Genomic DNA, 18,293 nt, shown 5'->3' on the forward strand with positions numbered 1-18,293 from the left:
GCGCTTACTGCGCGGCCCGGCGCTGCCGGCTGGACTCGATCGCCCCGGATAAGGCGGTCCAGACGGCGCCGCTCTCCAGCTCCTCCTCCGACCAATGGGCCGCGGCGAGCCTTTCGAGCCAGGGCTCGCGATCATGAAGCGTGGGGGACACCGCGCTTGCCAGGGCGTGGTCGGTCACCTCCCAGGCGAAGCTGGCGGGAGAGGTGGCGATGGCAGGAACGCCTGCGAGCAGCGCATCGATGGCGGCGCCGGAGGAATAGGTCACCACCGCCCAGGCATCCTCCAGACTTTCCGCCATGGGGCGGTTCACGTCGGCAAGGGTGACGCCGAGTGGCGCGAGACGGCCTGGAAGCTCCGCCATGCCGGCGCCGCGCGCCAGCGGATGGAGCCGCACCACGATGGGCCTGCCGGTCAGGCCGCGCAGCTCCGTGCAGCTGCGCAGGATCCAATCATGAATGTCGATCCCGCGCAGCGAGGCATCGCCCGGAACCTGGCCGACGACCAGGATGTGGCGGCCATCGCGGCGCCAGGGCTTGACGGGCGGAATGCCCAGCTGCGAACTCAGCGCCTGCCAGCGTGGCGGGGCGTGTCCGGCGAGCGCCAGCCCGCCGTCATCGCCGAACCCGCCAAGGCCCACGCGGTAGTGGTGGAACGGATCGTTCTTATAAAACCGTTCGGGCAGCAGCAGGCGGGTCCAGGGTGCTGAAGCGGGGAACAGCTTGTGCAGGATCCAGGGCTTGCTGCCGGGCGCGCGCACGCGCCGCCCGATGGCCGGCGCCTCGATCACCACCGTTTGACCCTGGTGGCGCTCAAGAATGGCGCGGCGCAACTCATGACGCCGGATTGCAGCTTCGCCCCACGTTGGCTTGTCTTTCTTGATGAGCCCCCAGATCACGGCGACGTCGCAGTCCGAATAGTGGAGCCCGGTCACCATTTCGCAGTCGAAGCCCAGACGCTGTGCCGACTCCCCGATCAACCGCAGGGGCTTCTTGCGGGCTTCCTTGGAGCCGAGGAAGACCTTGATTCTGCCTAAGGACATTCTGCCGCCTTTTCTTCAGGGCTGACGCTGCCAGCAACCTCGTCCTGCATCGCCCATGTGGAATGGACCGATCAATTGAATAAATCCATGGCTCTTCAACAGTATCGATCGCCCGCGGCAACGCCGCCGGGCGAAAACGCCGCGCCGAACTCACAAGCCACCCACCCGTTCGAACCAGGTGGCCTCGTCGATTACCTCGACGCCGTGTTTTCCGGCATCCTTCAGTTTGGAACCGGCGCCGGGCCCGGCGACGAGGAGATCGGTCTTCTTCGACACGCTGCCCGAGACTTTGGCGCCAAGCCGTTCCGCCATGGCCTTGGCCTCCTCGCGCGTCATGCGCTCCAGCGCGCCGGTGAAGACCACAGTCTTGCCGGCGACGGGCGAGGTGGTGCTGCGTGCTTCGAGCGCGGTGACGGTGACGTGCCTCAGCAGCCCGTCCACCACATCGCGGTTATGAGGCTCGCCGAAGAACTGCACGACGGCCTCGGCGACGATCTCGCCGATGCCCTCGATGGTGTTGAGCTCGTCCCAGGCCTCGCCTTCCATTGCGCCCGCCTCGATCATCTGCGCGCGGAAATGATCGGCCGTGCCATAGGCGCGGGCCAGCGCTCGCGCCGTGGTCTCGCCCACATGACGGATGCCGAGCGCGAAGATGAAGCGGTCGAGCGCGATCGTCCGGCGCTCGTCGATGGCGGCAAAGAGTTTTTTCACGCTTGCCTCGCCCCAGCCCTCGCGGTTCTTCAGCCGCTTCAGCTCATTCTTGTCGCGTTCTTCCAGCGTGAACACGTCATGCGGCCAGGCGATGAGGCCATCGGCATAGAACTCCGCGATGATCTTGTCGCCCAGCCCCTCGATGTCGAAGGCATTGCGCGAGGCGAAGTGCTTCAGCCGCTCCACCCGCTGTGCCGCGCAGATGAGCCCGCCGGTGCAGCGGCGCACCGCATCCACCTTGCCCGAGGTCCGCTCCTCGCGCACCGCATGGGAGTGGCAAACGGGGCATTCCCGCGGGAAAAGATAAGGCGTGGACTCTGCCGGCCGCTTCTCCGCCACGAAGCCCAGGATCTGCGGGATCACGTCGCCGGCGCGCTGCACGATCACCGTGTCGCCCTCGCGGATGTCCTTGCGCGCGATCTCATCCTCGTTGTGGAGCGTCGCGTTGGTGACGACGACGCCGCCGACGGTGACGGGCTTCAGCCGCGCAACGGGGGTGAGCGCACCGGTGCGGCCCACCTGGATGTCGATCTTCTCCAGCACCGTCGCCGCCTTCTCCGCGGAAAATTTGTGGGCAAGGCCCCAGCGCGGACTGCGGGAGACGAAGCCCAGCCGCTGCTGCCAGTCCAGCCGGTTCACCTTGTAGACGACGCCGTCGATGTCATAGCCAAGCTCGGCGCGCTCGGACTCGATGAGGCGATATTGCGCCAGCAGCTCCTCGACCGAATGACAGAGCTTGGTTAGCGGATTGGTCGGCAGGCCCCATGACGCGAAGGCCTCGATCACGCCCATCTGCGTCTTGGCCGGCAGCTCCGGCGCCTCGCCCCAGGCATAGGCGAGGAATTTCAGCGGACGCGACGCGGTGATAGAGGCATCAAGCTGGCGCAGCGAGCCCGCCGCGGCATTGCGCGGGTTGGCGAAGACCTTCCCGCCCGCCGCGTCCTGCTTGGCGTTCAGCGCGGCGAAATCCTCGTGGCTCATGTAGATTTCGCCGCGGACCTCGATCAGCCCGGGAGCCAAACCATGCAGCCGCTTCGGCACGTCGTGGATGGTCATCACATTGGCGGTGACGTTTTCGCCCTCATAGCCATCGCCGCGCGTCGCTGCCTGCACCAGCTTGCGGTTCTCGTAGCGCAACGAGATGGAGAGGCCGTCGATCTTCGGCTCGGCGGTGACCGCCACCTCTTCATCCTCGGGCAGATCGAGGAAGCGGCGGATGCGGCCCACGAAGTCGCGCGCATCCTCCTCCGAGAAGCCGTTGGCGAGCGACAGCATCGGCACTGCGTGCCGCACCTTGCCGAACTTCTCGGCCGGTCCGGCACCCACGCGGCGCGACGGCGAGTCGTCACGGATCAATTCAGGGTAGCGCGCCTCGATGGCCTCGTTCCTCTGGCGCAGGGCATCGTACTCGGCATCCGAGATCAGCGGCGCGTCATGCTCGTGATAGGCGCGGTCGTGCATCGCGATCTCCGCGGCAAGTGCGGCCAATTCGGCGGAGGCCTCAAGGAGCGTCAGATCCCCGACGGGTGCGGGAGTCTTGCTGGCCATGTTCTATCCCCTGCCCCCCAGCAGCTCGTCGGCCTGGGCGCGCGCGGCGTCCGTCACCCTGGCGCCCGACAGCATGCGGGCCACCTCTTCGCGGCGGCTCTGGCCGGAGAGCGGCTGCACGCGCGTCACCATGCGCCTGGAGGCCACTTCCTCCATTTTCGAAATCAGCATGTGCTGCGAGGCGCGCGCCGCCACCTGCGGGCTGTGCGTGACGGCGAGAACCTGCAGGTTCGAGGCAAGCCGCGCCAGCCTGGCGCCGATGGCATCGGCCACGGCGCCGCCCACACCCGTGTCGATCTCGTCGAAGATCAGCGTGGGGGCGGAGCCCTTGGAGGCGAGGATCACCTTCAAGGCCAGCATGAAGCGCGCAAGCTCGCCACCCGAGGCCACCTTCATCAGCGGCGCAAGCGGCGTGCCCGGATTCGCGGAGACCATGAACTCGACACGGTCGATGCCGGTGGACCCCGGCCTGCCGGCGTCGGTGTCGAGGGCGGTCTCGAATCGGGCGCGCTCGAGCTTCAGTGGCGGCAATTCATCCATCACCGCCTTGTCGAGCGACTTCGCCGTCTTGCGGCGCTTGTTGGAGAGCTTCTCCGCCGCGGCATCATAGGCCTCGCGCGCCGCCTTGAAGTCCCGCTCGAGCTTCCGGAGCCGCCCGCCACCATCGCTCAGCGCCTTGAGCTCGTTGTCGAAGCGCTCGCGCACATCGGCCAGCGTGTCGACCGTGCATTTGAACTTTCGTGCCGCAGCCCGCAGCGCGAAGAGCCGCTCCTCGGATTTCTCCAGCTCCTTCGGATCGAAGACGAAGGCGCGCTGCGCCTCCGCGATGGCGCGTTCGGCTTCCGACACTTCCGCCAGCACACGGTCCAGCGCCTGGCACACATGGTCGAGCCGGCCGCCGGCCGTCTCGCGGCGGCGTTCGAGCTTGCGCAGCGCCGCGTTGAGCCGCGCCACCGATGTGCCGTCCCCCGCCAGCGCCTCCCCGGCATCGGTCAGGGCTTCGGCATATTGCTCGGCCGACATCATCATCTGGCGGGCCTCGGCGAGCAGTGCCTCCTCGCCGGGGATCGGGTTGAGGGCGCGCAGTTCGTCCGCGGCATGTTCAAGATAGTCGCGCTCGGCTTCGGCACGGTCCATCAGCGCGCGGTGTTCGTTCAGCGCCTCCTCGGCGGCGGATGAGCGCGCCCACAGGGCGGCCACATCGCTCACTTCGGCGTCGTGCCCGCCGAAGGCATCGAGCAGGCGGCGGTGCACGGTGACGTCGACGAGCGCGCGGTCGGCATGCTGGCCGTGAATCTCGGCCAAGGCGCCGGCGATCTGGCGCAGCAGATTGAGGCTGACCGGCTGGTCGTTGATGGCGGCACGGCTCGGGCCATCGGCGTTCTGGATGCGGCGGATGACGAGTTCGCCCTCGGCATCTACCCCCTGCTCCTTCAGGATCGCGAAGGCCGGGTGGCTGCGCGGCAGGGCGAAGGCCGCTGTCACCACGCCACGCTCCGCACCGGCCCGCACCAGCGAGGAGTCGCCGCGCGCCCCCAGCGCCAGGCCCAGCGCATCGAGCAGAATTGACTTGCCCGCACCGGTCTCGCCGGTGAGCACCGTCAGCCCCTTCTCGAGAGCGATGTCGAGCTTCTCGATTAGGACGATGTCGCGAATGGAGAGAGCAGTCAGCATGGCCCGGATATATAGCGGAGTCGCATGCCGGCGCGACAGCCGAATTACAGCGGGTTGACCGCGTCGAAGGCCTTGGATATCCAGGATTCCTTGCTGGCCTCCGGCATCACGCCGTCGTTCGAAACCAGCGTATAGGCGTCTCTGTACCACTGCGACTGGGGGTAATTGGTGCCGAGGACCGCGGCCGCCGTCTGGGCCTCAGACACGACGCCCAGCGCCATATAGCCTTCCGTCAGGCGGTAGAGCGCCTCCGGCGTCTGGCTGGTGTTGCGGTAGTCGGTGACCACTGTCTTGAAGCGGTTGATGCCGGCGAGGTAAGCGCCCTGCCGGTAGTAATAGCGGCCGACCTCCATTTCCTTGCCGGCGAGGTGGTCGCGCGCCACCAGCACCTTCCGCGTGGCATCCGCTGCATAGGGGGTGCCGGGGAAGCGTTGCGCCACTTCCTGCAGGGCCTCGAGCGCTTTCTTGGTCGAGGACTGGTCGAGCTTGGTGTTTCCGATCTGGTCATAATTGCAGACGGCGACGAGGTAATAAGCATAGCCCACATCCTTTCCGCCCGGATGCAGCGTGATGTAGCGGTTAGCGGCGTTCACCGCGTCGTCCCACTTGGCCAGCTTGTAGGCGATATAGGCCTGCATCAGTATGGCCTGGGTGGCATAGCTCGAATAGGGATATTGCCGCTCCACCTCGCCGAACTGCTTCAGCGCCGATTTCAGCGACCCGCCGTTCAGGTCGGCGAGCGCCGCATTGTAGAGCTTGGCGACGGTGGCCGTCTCCTGGGCGGCGGCCATGTCGGGTGCAACCGCGGCAGCGGAGGAGGCAGTGGCGGAGGAGGAGGCGCTGTCGTCACCCCAGAGCCCGTCCATCAGGCTCGTGGCACAGCCGGACAACAAGACGCCAATCAGTGCCGCCGCAACCCCCTGCGAAATCCGTCCCGTCACCTTCACCGAAAACCCCACCTGCACCCGCCACACCTTGACCGCGGCGCGCCCGACGCCAGCATGCAAAGCGTTTAATGCGCCAAAACCGGCGGAAGTGTGACCCGCCGGGTTTGACCTATTCCCCTGCTAGTTCAGTCAGTTGGCCTGTCGGCGCAGGAAGGCCGGAATTTCCAGCTGGTCATCGTCAAGGTGCTGTTCATTGTGATGCGCATGGGGGACCGGCGCGTGAGCGCGCGGCTGCATCGCCGGGCGCTGCGGCGCGGGCTGCAAGGCAATCGAGGGCTCGCGCGGAGCGGGCGCCGGCGGCGGATCGTCCTTGCGGCCAAGCCCCACCGAGGCAAGGCGCTGAAACAGGCCGGGCTTCTTCTTCTCGGCCTGGGCGGCGATGGTTTCGATGCGGGTCTGCTGGGCCTCGATCTGCTTTTTCACCTGCGGCGGAAAATCCTCGATGGCAGGCATGCGCACGCGGGCTGCGGGCGCGGGCGAACGCTCCGGAATGGCGGCAGCGGAAAGCGGCAGCGTCGAGTCGGGCTCTTCCCCAGTGCGGGCATGGGCAGCGAGCGGCGCAGGGGCAGCTGCCGCCTGCGGCGCAGGCGCAGCGACGCGAGGGGCCACGGGGATGACCGGCGCGGCGGCAACCGGCGTGGGGGCGGCAACGGCGGGCGCCAGCGGTTTCTTCAACGGCGCAGCCTGCTTGCCGGTCCAGCCGAAGACGGAGGGCTTCTCGGTCTCTTCCTCGGCGGGAGCAGACTTGCCACCCTTCAGAGCTTCGGCGGCAAGCCCGGTGGCGACCACCGACACGCGCATGATGCCCTCCAGCGATTCGTCGAAGGTGGCGCCGAGGATGATGTTGGCCTCCGGGTCCACTTCCTCGCGGATGCGGGTGGCGGCTTCGTCCACTTCATAAAGGGTCAGGTCCGGGCCGCCGGTGATGGAGATCAGCAGGCCGCGGGCGCCGCGCATCGACACATCGTCGAGAAGCGGGTTGGAGATGGCGGCCTCGGCCGCCTCGATGGCGCGCTTGTCGCCCGACGCTTCGCCGGTGCCCATCATGGCGCGGCCCATCTCGCTCATGATGGCGCGGACGTCGGCGAAGTCGAGGTTGATCAGTCCTTCCTTGGTCATCAGCTCGGTGATCGAGGCGACGCCGGAATAGAGCACCTGGTCGGCCATGGCGAAGGCCGCGGCGAAAGTGGTCTTCTCGTTGGCGACGCGGAACAGGTTCTGGTTGGGGATGACGATCAGCGTATCGACGTGTTTGGCCAGCTGTTCGATGCCGCGCTCGGCCGTCTGCTGGCGGCGCACGCCCTCGAACTGGAACGGTTTGGTGACGACGCCGACGGTGAGGATGCCCTGCTCCTTCGCAGCCCGGGCGATGACGGGGGCTGCGCCCGTTCCGGTGCCGCCGCCCATGCCGGCGGTGATGAAAGCCATGTGGGCGCCCGCGAGATGGTCGAGGATTTCGGGCAGCGCTTCCTCGGCGGCGGCGGCGCCGATTTGCGGCTGGGAGCCGGCGCCCAGCCCCTGGGTCAGGGCCGTGCCCATTTGGATGCGGCGTTGCGCGGCGTTCTGCATGAGGGCCTGCGCATCGGTGTTGGCGACGACGAACTCGACCCCCTCCAGCCGGCTCTCGATCATGTTGTTGACGGCATTGCCGCCGGCGCCTCCGACGCCGAAAACGGCAATGCGGGGCTTGAGATCGGAGAGATTCGGAACGGTGAGGTTGATGGTCATGTTGCGTGGCGCCCGGAAATGATTTGCCCTCTTACCTATTTCTTACCAAATCCATAACAAATGGTTAATGCGCGCTAACCATTGCCCCTTCTTGCCTTATCCTATGGCCAGTAATGGGCCGCCGGGGTAACGCCCGGTTCAGGCTGATGTCGTCCTGCGCGCCGGGCGATGGGTCTCGGCCGCGCGGCTTGCCAGAACCTTGTCGACCCTGCGGCCATCGAGGTCCACAACCTCGAATCGCCAGCTCCCCAGCTTTACCGCCTGCCCAAGCGACGGCAGATGCTTGAACGCGTCGATGACAAGGCCAGCCACCGTCTCATAGCGCCGCTTGGGCGGCAGGGCGAAGCCGATCAGCTCCGCCATCTCGTCCACTGCCATGTCGCCCGGCAGCAGCCACGACCCGTCGTCGCGCTGGAAGGCGCGGTCCCCGCCCTCGTCTGCCGGCTCCAGGCTGCCGGCGATGGCGCTGAGCAGGTCGGCGGCGGTGACGAGTCCGAGCGTGCGGCCATACTCGTCCTGCACGAAGGCCACATGGATGGACGAGCCGCGGAACAGCTCCATCGCCTCAAGAGCAGGCATCGATTCCGGGATCACCGGCGCCTTTTGCACCAGTTTGCCGATTTCCAGCTTGCGCCGCTCGAGCAGCGCGTCCACCACGTCCTTGATGACGACGATGCCGATCACTTCGTCGGCATCCTCGCCATGGACGGGGATGCGCGAATGCGGGGTTGCCACGATCTTCTTCTTGAGGTCACTTGGCCCGTCGTCGATGCCGATCATGTCGATGTCGGTCATAGGCGTCATCAGCGCCCGCACCGGGCGGTCGCCCAGCCGCATGACGCCCGCGATCATGTCACGCTCACCGCTCTCGATGACGCCAGCAGATTCGGCCTCGGCGATGAGCGACTTGATCTCCTCGTCTGTCACACCCGCCTCGCTCGATTCCTTGAGGCGTAGAAGGCGGATCAGCGCCCGGCCCGAACCGTCGAGCAGCCAGACGAAGGGCCCAGCAATACGCGACAGCAGATCCATCGGATAGGCCACCCGGCAGGCAATCGCCTCCGGGTGCTGCAGCGCCAGCTGTTTCGGCACCAATTCTCCAATTATAACAGATATATATGTGATAATCGTAACAACCAGGGTGAAGCCGATCGGCCCAGCATAATTATGCGGCACCCCGTATCCTTCCAGCACGCCTGCCAGCCTGTCGCCCAGTGTAGCGCCCGAGAATGCGCCGGCGAGAATACCGACGAGGCTGATACCGACCTGCACGGTGGAGAGGAAACGGCCCGGATTCTCCGCCAGCTGCAGGGCGGCACGCGCGCCCTTCACCCCCCTGTCGCTCATCGATTTGAGGCGCCCGGTGCGGGAGGAGACGATAGCCAGCTCCGACATGGCGAGAAGACCATTCAGCGCCACGAGGGCGAGGACCAGCAGGATTTCAAGCGCGAACATGGAGGCCACGCATATAGGGCCTCAGAGCCCACGGAGCAAATCCGGGCTGTCCTGGAGTCAGAAGCTCTCGGCGATCCAGCGGCTGACGCGGGTGACGTAATTCTGCTGGGCGCGCTCCACCTGCTTCACCTTGTGCCTGGGAAGCTCATAGTGCTCGTCCGGCTTCAGCGCATAGTTGAGCAGTCCCGCACAGACCGCGAAAGCAGGCGCATGCGCAGTTTCCGGCATGCCTTTTACGTGGGCGGGAACGCCAAGGCGCACCTGGCGGCCGGTCCACTGGCGGGCCACCTCCTGCACGCCGTTGAGCTGGCTGGCGCCGCCGGTGATCACCATGCGGCAGCCGCCAAAATGGGCATGACCCGATCCGTCCAAGCGGTTCCTCAGCATCTCGAAGGTCTCTTCGAGCCGCGGGCGGATGATGGCGGTCAGCATCGACTTCGGCACCTGCTGCACCGTGTCCACACCGCGCTCGCCGAGCAGCGGCACCGAGATCATCTCGCGCTCGTCGACACTGCTGCAGAGCGCCGATCCCCAAAGCGTCTTCATGCGCTCGGCATGCGCGATGGTGGTGGAAAGACCGCGCGCGATGTCGTTGGTGATGTGCTGGCCCCCGATTGGCAGCACGTCCGCCATGACCAGGTGGTTGTCGTGGAACACCGCGAAGGAGGTGGTGGAGCCACCCATGTCGATGACGGTGACGCCGAGCGCCTTCTCGTCTTCGGCCAGCACGGCGCGGGCCGCCGCATAGGGCGCCATCACGAAGCCGGCGACGGAGAGATGCGCCCGCTCCACCGCCATGATGAGGTTCTTGAGATGCGGCGCCTCGACGGTGACGACGCTGAGGTCCAGCGCCAGATTGTCGCCGAACAAGCCAACCGGCTCCTTGATGCCGCTGGCGTCGTCAAGGTGATATTGCAGCGGCGTGATGTGCATGATGGAGCGGCGGCCGGGGTCGACCTGGTCGAGGGCCGCGTCGAGCGCGCGGTTCTTGTCGCGTTGCATCACCTGTCCGCCCTGTGTCGGCACAGAACCGATATAGCGCTGCGACTGCGGGCGCCCGCCCGAGACATTCACATAGATCTCGCTGATGGTGCGCTGGGCCATGCGCTCGGCGGCATCCACCGTGAGGCGGATGGCGCGCTCGGCCTCGTCCAAGTTCACGATGGCGCCGCCACGGATGCCGCGGGAAAGCTGATAGCCGGTGCCGAGAACCTTGAGGGTGTGCCTGTCGTCCGACTCCGATGTACGGTGCTTGGCGGGAACGGCCTCCGCGATGAGGCAGCCGATCTTGGTCGAACCGATGTCGAGCGCTGCGACAAGGCCACCCTTCGGCGCCACCGCGCCCTTTGCCGCGCTCTTGCCCTGAAACTGAACGACCGTCATCTACGCCAAACCCCCGGAACTCACGTTACCTTGGCCTGCGTCAATTGGCGCCGGCCACCGTCTTCTTGTTTGCGGGCTGTGCGCCGGCCGCGGCGCTGTCCGCCACTTCCACCGTCACCCGGCCCGGAAGCCTAAGGTCCAGCGAGCGGATGCCGCGCGCCAGAATCCTCTGCGTCTTGTTCAGCTGGTCCGCCGTGGCGATCGCCTGCCGCCAGTCTCTTTCCGGCAACTGCACCGTGATGCCGTTATCGAGATAGAGGGTCCAGCGCCGGCTGCCGACGCGGGCCGACGCCTTCACCTGCAACATTAATTCGGGATAGGCTGCAAGTTGGTTAATGAGTTCCGCCGCCGCGGCATTGGCCCCCTCACCCGTCACCAGCGGCAGGCGAACCATCTGCGAAGCCTCGAGGCCGCTCATCGCCGCACCTGCCTTGTCGATCACGTAATAAGCCGTGCCGCGCTGCCAGATGGCGAAGGGCTCGCGCTCCTTCACTTCGACGACAAGCTGGTTGGGAAACAGCCGCTGCACCTTGGCTGACTGCACCCAGTCGAGGTTCTGCAGAATGTTGCGGGCCTGAATGGCATCGAAGCCCATCAGCGAGCCGCCAGGCTCGACGCCGATAGCCGACAGCAGCGTTTCCGGCTCATGATGCTCGAGACCAGTGATGGTGATCTCCTGAGCGGCCATGCCGGCCATGCCCGCCGCCTTGCCGGGCAGCAGCAGCCAGGGGCTGCCGTCGTAGGCAAGGTGGCCGCCATTGACGAGGCCGGACATGATGACGCCGCCAAGCATGAGCAGCGCGGAGGCGCGCGTCAGGACGCGCAGCTTGAAGCTGTCGCCCTGGTCGAGCCAGCTGCGTCTGCGGCGCGCGTAGACGGCGGCGTCCCGCGTCATCTGTCCACCGACGCATCGTCGACCATCCAGGTCACGAGCGCCTCATAGCTCTGGCCCGCATGGGCGGCGAGTTCGGGCACCAGCGATGTGCCGGTCATGCCGGGCTGAGTGTTCACCTCCAGCACGATCAGCTCGCCCGCCGAGTCGTCATAGCGGAAATCGGTGCGCGACACGCCGCGGCAGCCCAGTGCATCGTGCGCGGCCAGCGCATAGTGCCGGCACGCCTTGTAGACATCCGTTGGAATCTGCGCGGGCAGGATGTGCTGCGAACCGCCGGGGGCGTATTTGGCCTCGTAATCATACCAGCCGGAGCCTCTGGACACGATATCGATCACGCCCAGCGCCGTATCGCCGACCACCGCGCAGGTGAGTTCGCGGCCCGGAATGAAGCGCTCGACCATGGCATGGCTGCCGAAGACGGCGCGCTCGGACAGCACCGCCGTCACCGGCGTGTTGGCGCCTTCGCACACGATATGGACACCCACGCTGGAACCTTCCGCCACGGGTTTCACGACGTAAGGCGGCTTCATCGGATGGCTCTTTGCCACCTCTTCCAGCGGCACCAGCATGCTTTCGGCCACCGGAATGCCGGCAGCGCGGAACAACGCCTTCGACTTTTCCTTGTGCATGGCGAGTGAGGAGGCCAGCACACCCGAATGCGTATAGGGAATCTGCAGCGTCTCGAGGATCGCCGCGCAGCAGCCGTCCTCGCCCCACTTGCCATGCAGCGCATTGAAGGCAACGTCGGGCTTCACCCGCTGCAGCTCGGAAACGATTGTCTCGCGCTGCGCATCGATTGGCACGGCCTTGAAGCCGGCGCGCTCCAGCGCCGCGGTGCAGGCCTTGCCGGAGCTGAGGCTCACCTCACGCTCGGCAGACCAGCCTCCGAGAAGCACGGCGACCGTCGTCTTGGACGGCACTCGGCTCATGCGGCATCCTCGGGCCTAAGGCCGATGCGCTTGATCTCCCAGTCGAGCTCGATGCTGGATGTGGCCTTCACCCTAGCGCGAACGGTCTCGCCTAGCTCCTCGATCTGCGCAGCGGTGGCGCCGCCCTCATTGATCAGGAAGTTGCAGTGAAGCTCGGACACCCTGGCGGGCCCCACCGCGAAGCCGCGCATGCCGGCCTTGTCGATCAACTGCCAGGACTTGTGGCCCTGCGGGTTCTTGAAGGTGGAGCCGCCCGTGCGGCTCTTGATCGGCTGCGTCGCCTCGCGGCTTTCCGTGATCTTGTCCATGGCGGCGGAAATTTCGGCCGGGTCACCCGCACGGCCCTGGAACAGCGCCTGCGTGAAGACAAGGTCCTCTGGCGCGCCGCAGTGGCGGTAAGTGTATTGCATGTCCGCGTTGGAAAGCACGTGAATGGCCCCTGACCGGTCGACTGCGCGCGCCTCGATCAGAATGTCCTTGGTCTCTCCGCCATAGGCCCCGGCATTCATGCGCAGCGCGCCACCGATCGTGCCCGGTATACCTCTCAGAAAGGTTAACGAGTCGATACTTTTCTCCAGCGCGAAACGCGCCACGCGCACGTCCAGCGCCGCCGCTCCGGCCCGCACGCGATAGTCCGGCTCCTCCGTGACCCCGGCAAAGCCTTTGCCGAGCCGGATCACCACGCCCGGCACGCCACCGTCACGCACCAGCAGGTTGGAGCCGACGCCGATTACATGGACCGGCACCTCCTTCGGCGTGGCCTTCAGGAACGCCGCGAGGTCGGCCTCGTCGGCCGGCGTGAACAGCACTTCGGCCGGACCGCCGGCGCGGAACCAGGTGAGCTCGGCAAGCGGCGCATTGGCCTCGATCCGGCCCCTCGCCTGCGGCAGGCGCGTCAGCAGCGCATCACCGTGCAGCTTCGTCACGACTGTGCCTTGTCGAAGGCCTCCAGTTGGCCCGGCAGCGCATAGGCCCACTGGGTGATGGTGCCGGCGCCAAGGCACATCACAATGTCGCCGGGCCTGGCCATACCGCGAACCAGCGGCGCCAGCTGCTCCGGCTTGTCGATGGCGTAGACCGAACGGTGCCCGCGTGACTTGAGGCCCTCGGCAAGTGCGGTATGCGATGCGCCCTCGATCGGCTGCTCGCCCGCCGCATAGACGGGGGCCACCACCACGCTGTCGGCATCGTTGAAGCAGGTGCAGAACTCGTTGAACAGAGAGGAGAGGCGCGTAAAGCGATGCGGCTGCATCACCGCGATCACCTTGCCCTTGGCAACACCACGCGCCGCCTTCAGTACCGCGGCGATCTCCACCGGGTGGTGGCCGTAATCGTCGAACACGGTGATGCCATTGTGCTCGCCGGTGCGGGTGAAGCGGCGCTTGACGCCGGAGAAACTCTTGAAGCCCTTGCGGATGTTGTCATCCGAAATGCCCAGCTCCTTCGCCACCGCCAGTGCCGCGGTGGAGTTAAGCGCATTGTGGTCGCCGGGGATGGCGAGGCTCAGGTCATCGATGTCGTGCGTCTCGCCGGTGCGGCGGGAGGTGAACCGCACCGAGAAGCGCGTCTCGCCATCCTCGTAGCGCACGTCCTTCAGCCGCACGTCGGCCTGGGGGCTGCGGCCATAGGTGATGACGCGGCGGTCCCTAACCTTGCCGATCATCTCCTGCACCACCGGATGGTCGATGCACATCACGGCAAAGCCATAGAAGGGAATGTTCTCGACGAAGGCGAGAAAGGCCTCCTTGGCCTTGTCGAAGGTGCCGTAGTGGTCGAGGTGCTCCGGGTCGATGTTGGTGACAATCACAATGTCGGCGGGCAGCTTTACGAAGGTGCCGTCGGACTCATCCGACTCCACCACCATCCAGTCGCCCTTGCCGAGCCGCGCGTTCGTGCCATAGGCATTGATGATGCCGCCGTTGATCACCGTCGGATCGAGGTTGCCCGCATCGAGCAGCGCAGCCACCAGAGATGTGGTCGTCGTCTTGCCATGGGTGCCGCCAACGGCGACGCAGGACTTGAAGCGCATCAGCTCGGCCAGCATTTCGGCCCGGCGCACGATTGGCAGGTAGCGGTTGCGCGCCTCGACCAGTTCCGGATTATCGTCCCTCACCGCAGAGGAAACGACGACGACCTGCGCCTCGCCGAGGTTCTCCGCCTTGTGGCCGACATGGACATCGATGCCGTTCTTTCTCAGACGCGCTACGTTGTAATTGTCGGTGAGGTCCGAACCCTGCACCTTGTAGCCCAGCGTCGCCATCACCTCGGCGATGCCGCTCATGCCGATGCCGCCGATGCCGATGAAGTGGATGGGGCCGACACTACCCGGAAGTTTCATGGGGTCATTTCCCTGCGAGTTTCTCGGCGAGGTCCGCAAGCCGCTGTGCCGCATCGGGTTTCCCGTGCTTCAGCGCCGCCGCCGCCGCCTGTTGAAGTTGGCCCTGTTGAGAGCGCAGTGATGTCAGAAATTGGGCAAAGCCCTGTGGCTCCAGGGAGGCCTGTGGATGCACCCAACCGGCCCCCTCATGGGCGAAGCTCTCGGCGTTGCGCAGCTGGTCATTGTCCAGCGCATGCGGCAGCGGCACCATCACCGCCGGCCGGCCGATAACGCCCAGTTCCGCAACGGTAGAGGCGCCGGAGCGGCAGATCACCAGATGCGAATTAGCGATGCGCTTGGGCATGTCCATGAAGAACGGATTGAGCTCGCAGTCGAGCTTCATCGCAGTATAGGCGGCGGACACCGCATCCATGTTCTCCGCCCGCACCTGCTGGGTGAGCCTAATGCCTTTGCGCTGCTCCGGCGTCATCGCCGCGAAGACCTTGGGCATGAAGTCGCCAAAGAACCGCGCACCCTGGCTGCCGCCGAAGACGAGCAGGTTGAATGTCTCGAAGCCCGGATAGGGCGCAGCCTTCTCATTCAGCGCAATGTCGCGCACCGGGTTGCCGGTGAAGGCGAGCTTGAACTTCGCTTCGGGCGGAAGCCCCATCAGCGTTGGGAAGGAGGAGGCCACCGCATCGGCCCATTTGGCAAGCGCGCGATTGGCGCGGCCCATCACGGCGTTCTGGTCGTGCACACAGGAAGGAATCTTCAGCCGCGCCGCCGCCATGATTGGCGGAAAGGACGGATAGCCGCCGAAGCCGATCACGGCGAGCGGCTTCACCCGCTTCAAAATTGCGCGGGCCGCCCGGTAGCCGCCATAGAGCCGCAGCGCCCGGCCCGGCACAAGCCACGGCTTCGACAGCGGCAAGGTTGCGGACGGCACGACATGCGTCTCTGCGGCGGGAAAGGACTTGCCATAGTCCCGCACCCGCTCATCCGTCATCAGATGGACGGTGTAGCCGCGCCGGGTCAGCTCCTCCGCCAGCGCCTGGGCGGGAAACAGATGGCCGCCCGTGCCGCCGGCCGCAAGGACGAAAGTGCCCCTGCTCATTAGGCGTAGGACACGTTGAGCTCAGGCACCATCGAGCGCCCGCCGAAACGCTTGCGGCCCAAGGCCAGCACAATCCCCATGCCGAAGGCCATGCCCATGAGCGAGGAGCCGCCATAGGAGATGAAGGGCAGCGTCATGCCCTTGGCTGGCAGCAGCGCCACGTTAACACCCATGTTGATGACGGCCTGGAAGCCGAAGACCAGGCCGAGGCCGGAGAGCGCCAGCGCCGGAAACGGGTCCGGCTCCTGCCTGGCGCGCACCAGGATTTTCAGCACCACGAAGGCGAAGAGTGACATAAGGATGAGGCAGGCGATGAGACCGAATTCCTCGCCCACCACGGCGAAGGTGAAGTCGGTGTGGGCGTCGGGCAGCACCAGCTTCGCCTCGCCCCCGCCGGGGCCGGTGCCCATCAGCCCGCCATTCCTGAAGGCCTGCAGCGCGGTGTCAACCTGAAAAGTGTCGCCCTTGTCCGGGCTCATGAAGCGGTCGATGCGCGAACGCACATGGTCGACCAGCTCATAGGCAGCAAACACGCCCGCAGCGCCGAGCGCACCAAGCCCAAGAACGGTGAACCACGAGATGCCATAAATCAGAAGCATGGAGCCGAAGGTGAGGATGACGAGTGCGGTCTGCCCGAAGTCTGGCTGGATGACGAGAAGGCCGATGAAAGCCGCGGCGAACAACAGCGCAATGATCTGTCCGGGCATTTCCGGCCGCCGCGTGTGCTCGGCCAGAAACCAGGCCGCGACAATGACGAAGGCCGGCTTGGCGAATTCCGAGGGCTGCAGGTTGATGGGCCCGATGTTGATCCAGCGATGCGCGCCCTTGATTTCCGGCCCGAAGAACAGGGCCGCCACCATAAGCCCCAGCGCCGCGAAGAACACCAGCAGGCCCGCCCGGCGGGCATAGCGCGGCGGGAAGAAGGAGAGCGTCACCAGCACCGGCACGGCAATAGTCAAATAGAACATCTGGCTCTTGATGAAGTGGAAGGTATCGGCGCCGATGCGCTCCGCGACTGGCGGGCTCGCCGCCATGGACACGAGCACGCCCGAAGCCATCAGCAACAGCACAGCGAACATCAGGCCGCGGTCCACGGTGAACCACCAGCGCGCGAGCAGGCCGCGGTCGCTACGTCCGAGCAGCATGGGCATCTCCTGGGATTGTCATCTCGACACCGGGAAGCTGGGCAACGGCCTTGACGAAGGCATCGCCCCGCACCTCGAAATTGGGATATTGGTCGAAGCTGGCGCAGGCGGGCGACAGCAGCACCACCGCACCGGGCTTCCCGTCCTTCTGCGCATCGCGCAGTGCGGCAACGACGGCCTTTTCCAAAGTACCGCAGTCCTCGTGAGGAATTGCCGAGCCAATGGCCGCCGAGAAGGACTTCGCCGCCTGCCCGATCAGATAGGCCCGCGCCACATTGCCGAACAGCGGCCTCAACGGTTCGATGCCGCCGGCCTTGGCGATGCCACCTGCGATCCAGTAGATGTTGGTGAAGGACGAGAGGGCCTTCTCCGCCGCATCGGCATTGGTAGCCTTCGAGTCGTTGATGAAGGGAATGGCGCCCACACGGCCAACCTGCTGCATGCGGTGCGCGAGTCCGGGAAAACTCATCATCGCTGCAGCGATGGTCTTGACGTCCACGCCCAGCGCAGTGGCCGCGCCATAGGCCATGCAGGCATTCTGCCAGTTGTGCCGGCCCTTCAGCGCCGGCATGGCGCGCAGATCGATCTCGGCCTTCACGGCGCCCGCCCGCTTGTCGCGCAGCACGCCGTCATGCGCGGTGATGCCGTCCATCAGGTCCTTCATTACAGACACGCGCCTGACGTCCGCGCCCGTGGCAAGGACACGCCCGGCGGCTGCCGCGCACCACTCGTCATCCACACCGCACAGCGCGGTATCGCCCTCATGCTGGCGGGCGAACATGCGCGCTTTCACCGCGGCATAGTTCTCCATCGTGCCATGGCGGTCGAGATGATCCGGCGTGATGTTGGTGAGAATGCCGACCTCCGGGTCGAGTTGCGGCATCAGGTCGATCTGGAAGGAGGAGAGCTCGAGAACATAGACCCGGCCCTTCACCGGCTGGCGCAGCAGAAACACCGCCTTTCCGATATTGCCGCCGACATCGACGTCAAGCCCGGCCTCGCTCAACACATGGCCGGTGAGTGCGGTCGTCGTCGACTTGCCATTGGTGCCGGTGATGGCGACGATGCGCGCGCCGGCGGCCGCCGCCTCGCGCGCGAAGATCTCCGTGTCGCCGATCACCTCGATCCCGGCATGGCGCGCCTTCAGCACGGTCCAGTGCGGTTCGGGGTGGGTGAGCGGCACGCCGGGGCTCAGCACGAGGGCATCGAGCGTTGCGAAATCGAGCTGGTGCAAGTTGCTGACCGGCAGGCCGGCAGCCTTCGCCTTATCGACCGCAGGTGCAGAATCATCCCAGCCATGAACCGTTGCGCCGCCCAGCTGCAGCGCCTCGATCGTCGCGGTGCCGGAGCGCGCGAGGCCGAAGACGGCGACGGTCTTGCCCTTGAATGTGGCGGCTGGAAACAAGGC

14 protein-coding genes are annotated in these 18,293 nt (G+C 66.1%); all 14 read right to left on the reverse strand.

What is annotated here, in order from left to right; all coding sequences use genetic code 11:
- Positions 1–4 precede the first annotated feature (4 nt).
- Positions 5–1,039, reverse strand: a complete 1,035-nt coding sequence (locus tag IOC82_RS05185; RefSeq protein ID WP_290545117.1) for a hypothetical protein — start codon at positions 1,037–1,039, stop codon at positions 5–7.
- 150 nt (positions 1,040–1,189) lie between these two features.
- Positions 1,190–3,298, reverse strand: coding sequence for an NAD-dependent DNA ligase LigA (gene ligA, locus IOC82_RS05190; protein ID WP_290545118.1), 2,109 nt, complete (start codon positions 3,296–3,298; stop codon positions 1,190–1,192).
- A gap of 3 nt (positions 3,299–3,301) precedes the next feature.
- Complete coding sequence (recN, locus tag IOC82_RS05195; RefSeq protein ID WP_290545119.1) at positions 3,302–4,972, reverse strand: DNA repair protein RecN; 1,671 nt, start codon at positions 4,970–4,972, stop codon at positions 3,302–3,304.
- Between the two features lie 44 nt (positions 4,973–5,016).
- On the reverse strand, positions 5,017–5,979 hold the full coding sequence (locus IOC82_RS05200; RefSeq protein ID WP_290545120.1) for an outer membrane protein assembly factor BamD: 963 nt from the start codon (positions 5,977–5,979) through the stop codon (positions 5,017–5,019).
- Between the two features lie 69 nt (positions 5,980–6,048).
- Positions 6,049–7,647, reverse strand: a complete 1,599-nt coding sequence (gene ftsZ / locus IOC82_RS05205) for a cell division protein FtsZ (RefSeq protein WP_290545121.1) — start codon at positions 7,645–7,647, stop codon at positions 6,049–6,051.
- Between the two features lie 138 nt (positions 7,648–7,785).
- Positions 7,786–9,102 carry a hemolysin family protein gene (locus IOC82_RS05210; RefSeq protein ID WP_290545122.1) on the reverse strand — a complete coding sequence of 439 codons (1,317 nt, stop codon included), beginning with the start codon at positions 9,100–9,102 and terminating at the stop codon, positions 7,786–7,788.
- A 57-nt stretch (positions 9,103–9,159) separates the two neighbouring features.
- Positions 9,160–10,485, reverse strand: coding sequence for a cell division protein FtsA (gene ftsA, locus IOC82_RS05215; RefSeq protein ID WP_290545123.1), 1,326 nt, complete (start codon positions 10,483–10,485; stop codon positions 9,160–9,162).
- A gap of 40 nt (positions 10,486–10,525) precedes the next feature.
- A complete protein-coding gene (locus IOC82_RS05220) occupies positions 10,526–11,380 on the reverse strand; it encodes a cell division protein FtsQ/DivIB (protein ID WP_290545124.1) in 855 nt (284 codons plus the stop codon).
- The gene (locus IOC82_RS05225) at positions 11,377–12,309 is read right to left on the reverse strand and encodes a D-alanine--D-alanine ligase (RefSeq protein WP_290545125.1); all 933 of its coding nucleotides are present in this window, start codon (positions 12,307–12,309) and stop codon (positions 11,377–11,379) included. Before IOC82_RS05225 ends, IOC82_RS05220 begins: the two co-directional genes overlap by 4 nt.
- Positions 12,306–13,235, reverse strand: a complete 930-nt coding sequence (gene murB / locus IOC82_RS05230) for a UDP-N-acetylmuramate dehydrogenase (RefSeq protein ID WP_290545126.1) — start codon at positions 13,233–13,235, stop codon at positions 12,306–12,308. The genes IOC82_RS05225 and murB overlap by 4 nt, the downstream gene beginning before the upstream one ends.
- Positions 13,232–14,647 (reverse strand): UDP-N-acetylmuramate--L-alanine ligase, encoded by a 1,416-nt coding sequence (gene murC, locus IOC82_RS05235; protein ID WP_290545127.1) that lies wholly within the window; start codon positions 14,645–14,647, stop codon positions 13,232–13,234. Before murC ends, murB begins: the two co-directional genes overlap by 4 nt.
- 4 nt (positions 14,648–14,651) lie before the next feature.
- The gene (murG, locus tag IOC82_RS05240) at positions 14,652–15,740 is read right to left on the reverse strand and encodes an undecaprenyldiphospho-muramoylpentapeptide beta-N-acetylglucosaminyltransferase (RefSeq protein WP_290545128.1); all 1,089 of its coding nucleotides are present in this window, start codon (positions 15,738–15,740) and stop codon (positions 14,652–14,654) included.
- Entirely contained in the window at positions 15,740–16,885 is a 1,146-nt protein-coding gene (gene ftsW / locus IOC82_RS05245; protein WP_290545129.1) for a putative lipid II flippase FtsW, read from the reverse strand. The genes murG and ftsW overlap by 1 nt, the downstream gene beginning before the upstream one ends.
- Positions 16,869–18,290 carry a UDP-N-acetylmuramoyl-L-alanine--D-glutamate ligase gene (murD, locus tag IOC82_RS05250; protein WP_290545130.1) on the reverse strand — a complete coding sequence of 474 codons (1,422 nt, stop codon included), beginning with the start codon at positions 18,288–18,290 and terminating at the stop codon, positions 16,869–16,871. Before murD ends, ftsW begins: the two co-directional genes overlap by 17 nt.
- Positions 18,291–18,293 lie beyond the last annotated feature (3 nt).

It is taken from the genome of Aestuariivirga sp., from assembly GCF_020252395.1.
In the GTDB taxonomy this organism is placed as follows: domain Bacteria; phylum Pseudomonadota; class Alphaproteobacteria; order Rhizobiales; family Aestuariivirgaceae; genus Aestuariivirga.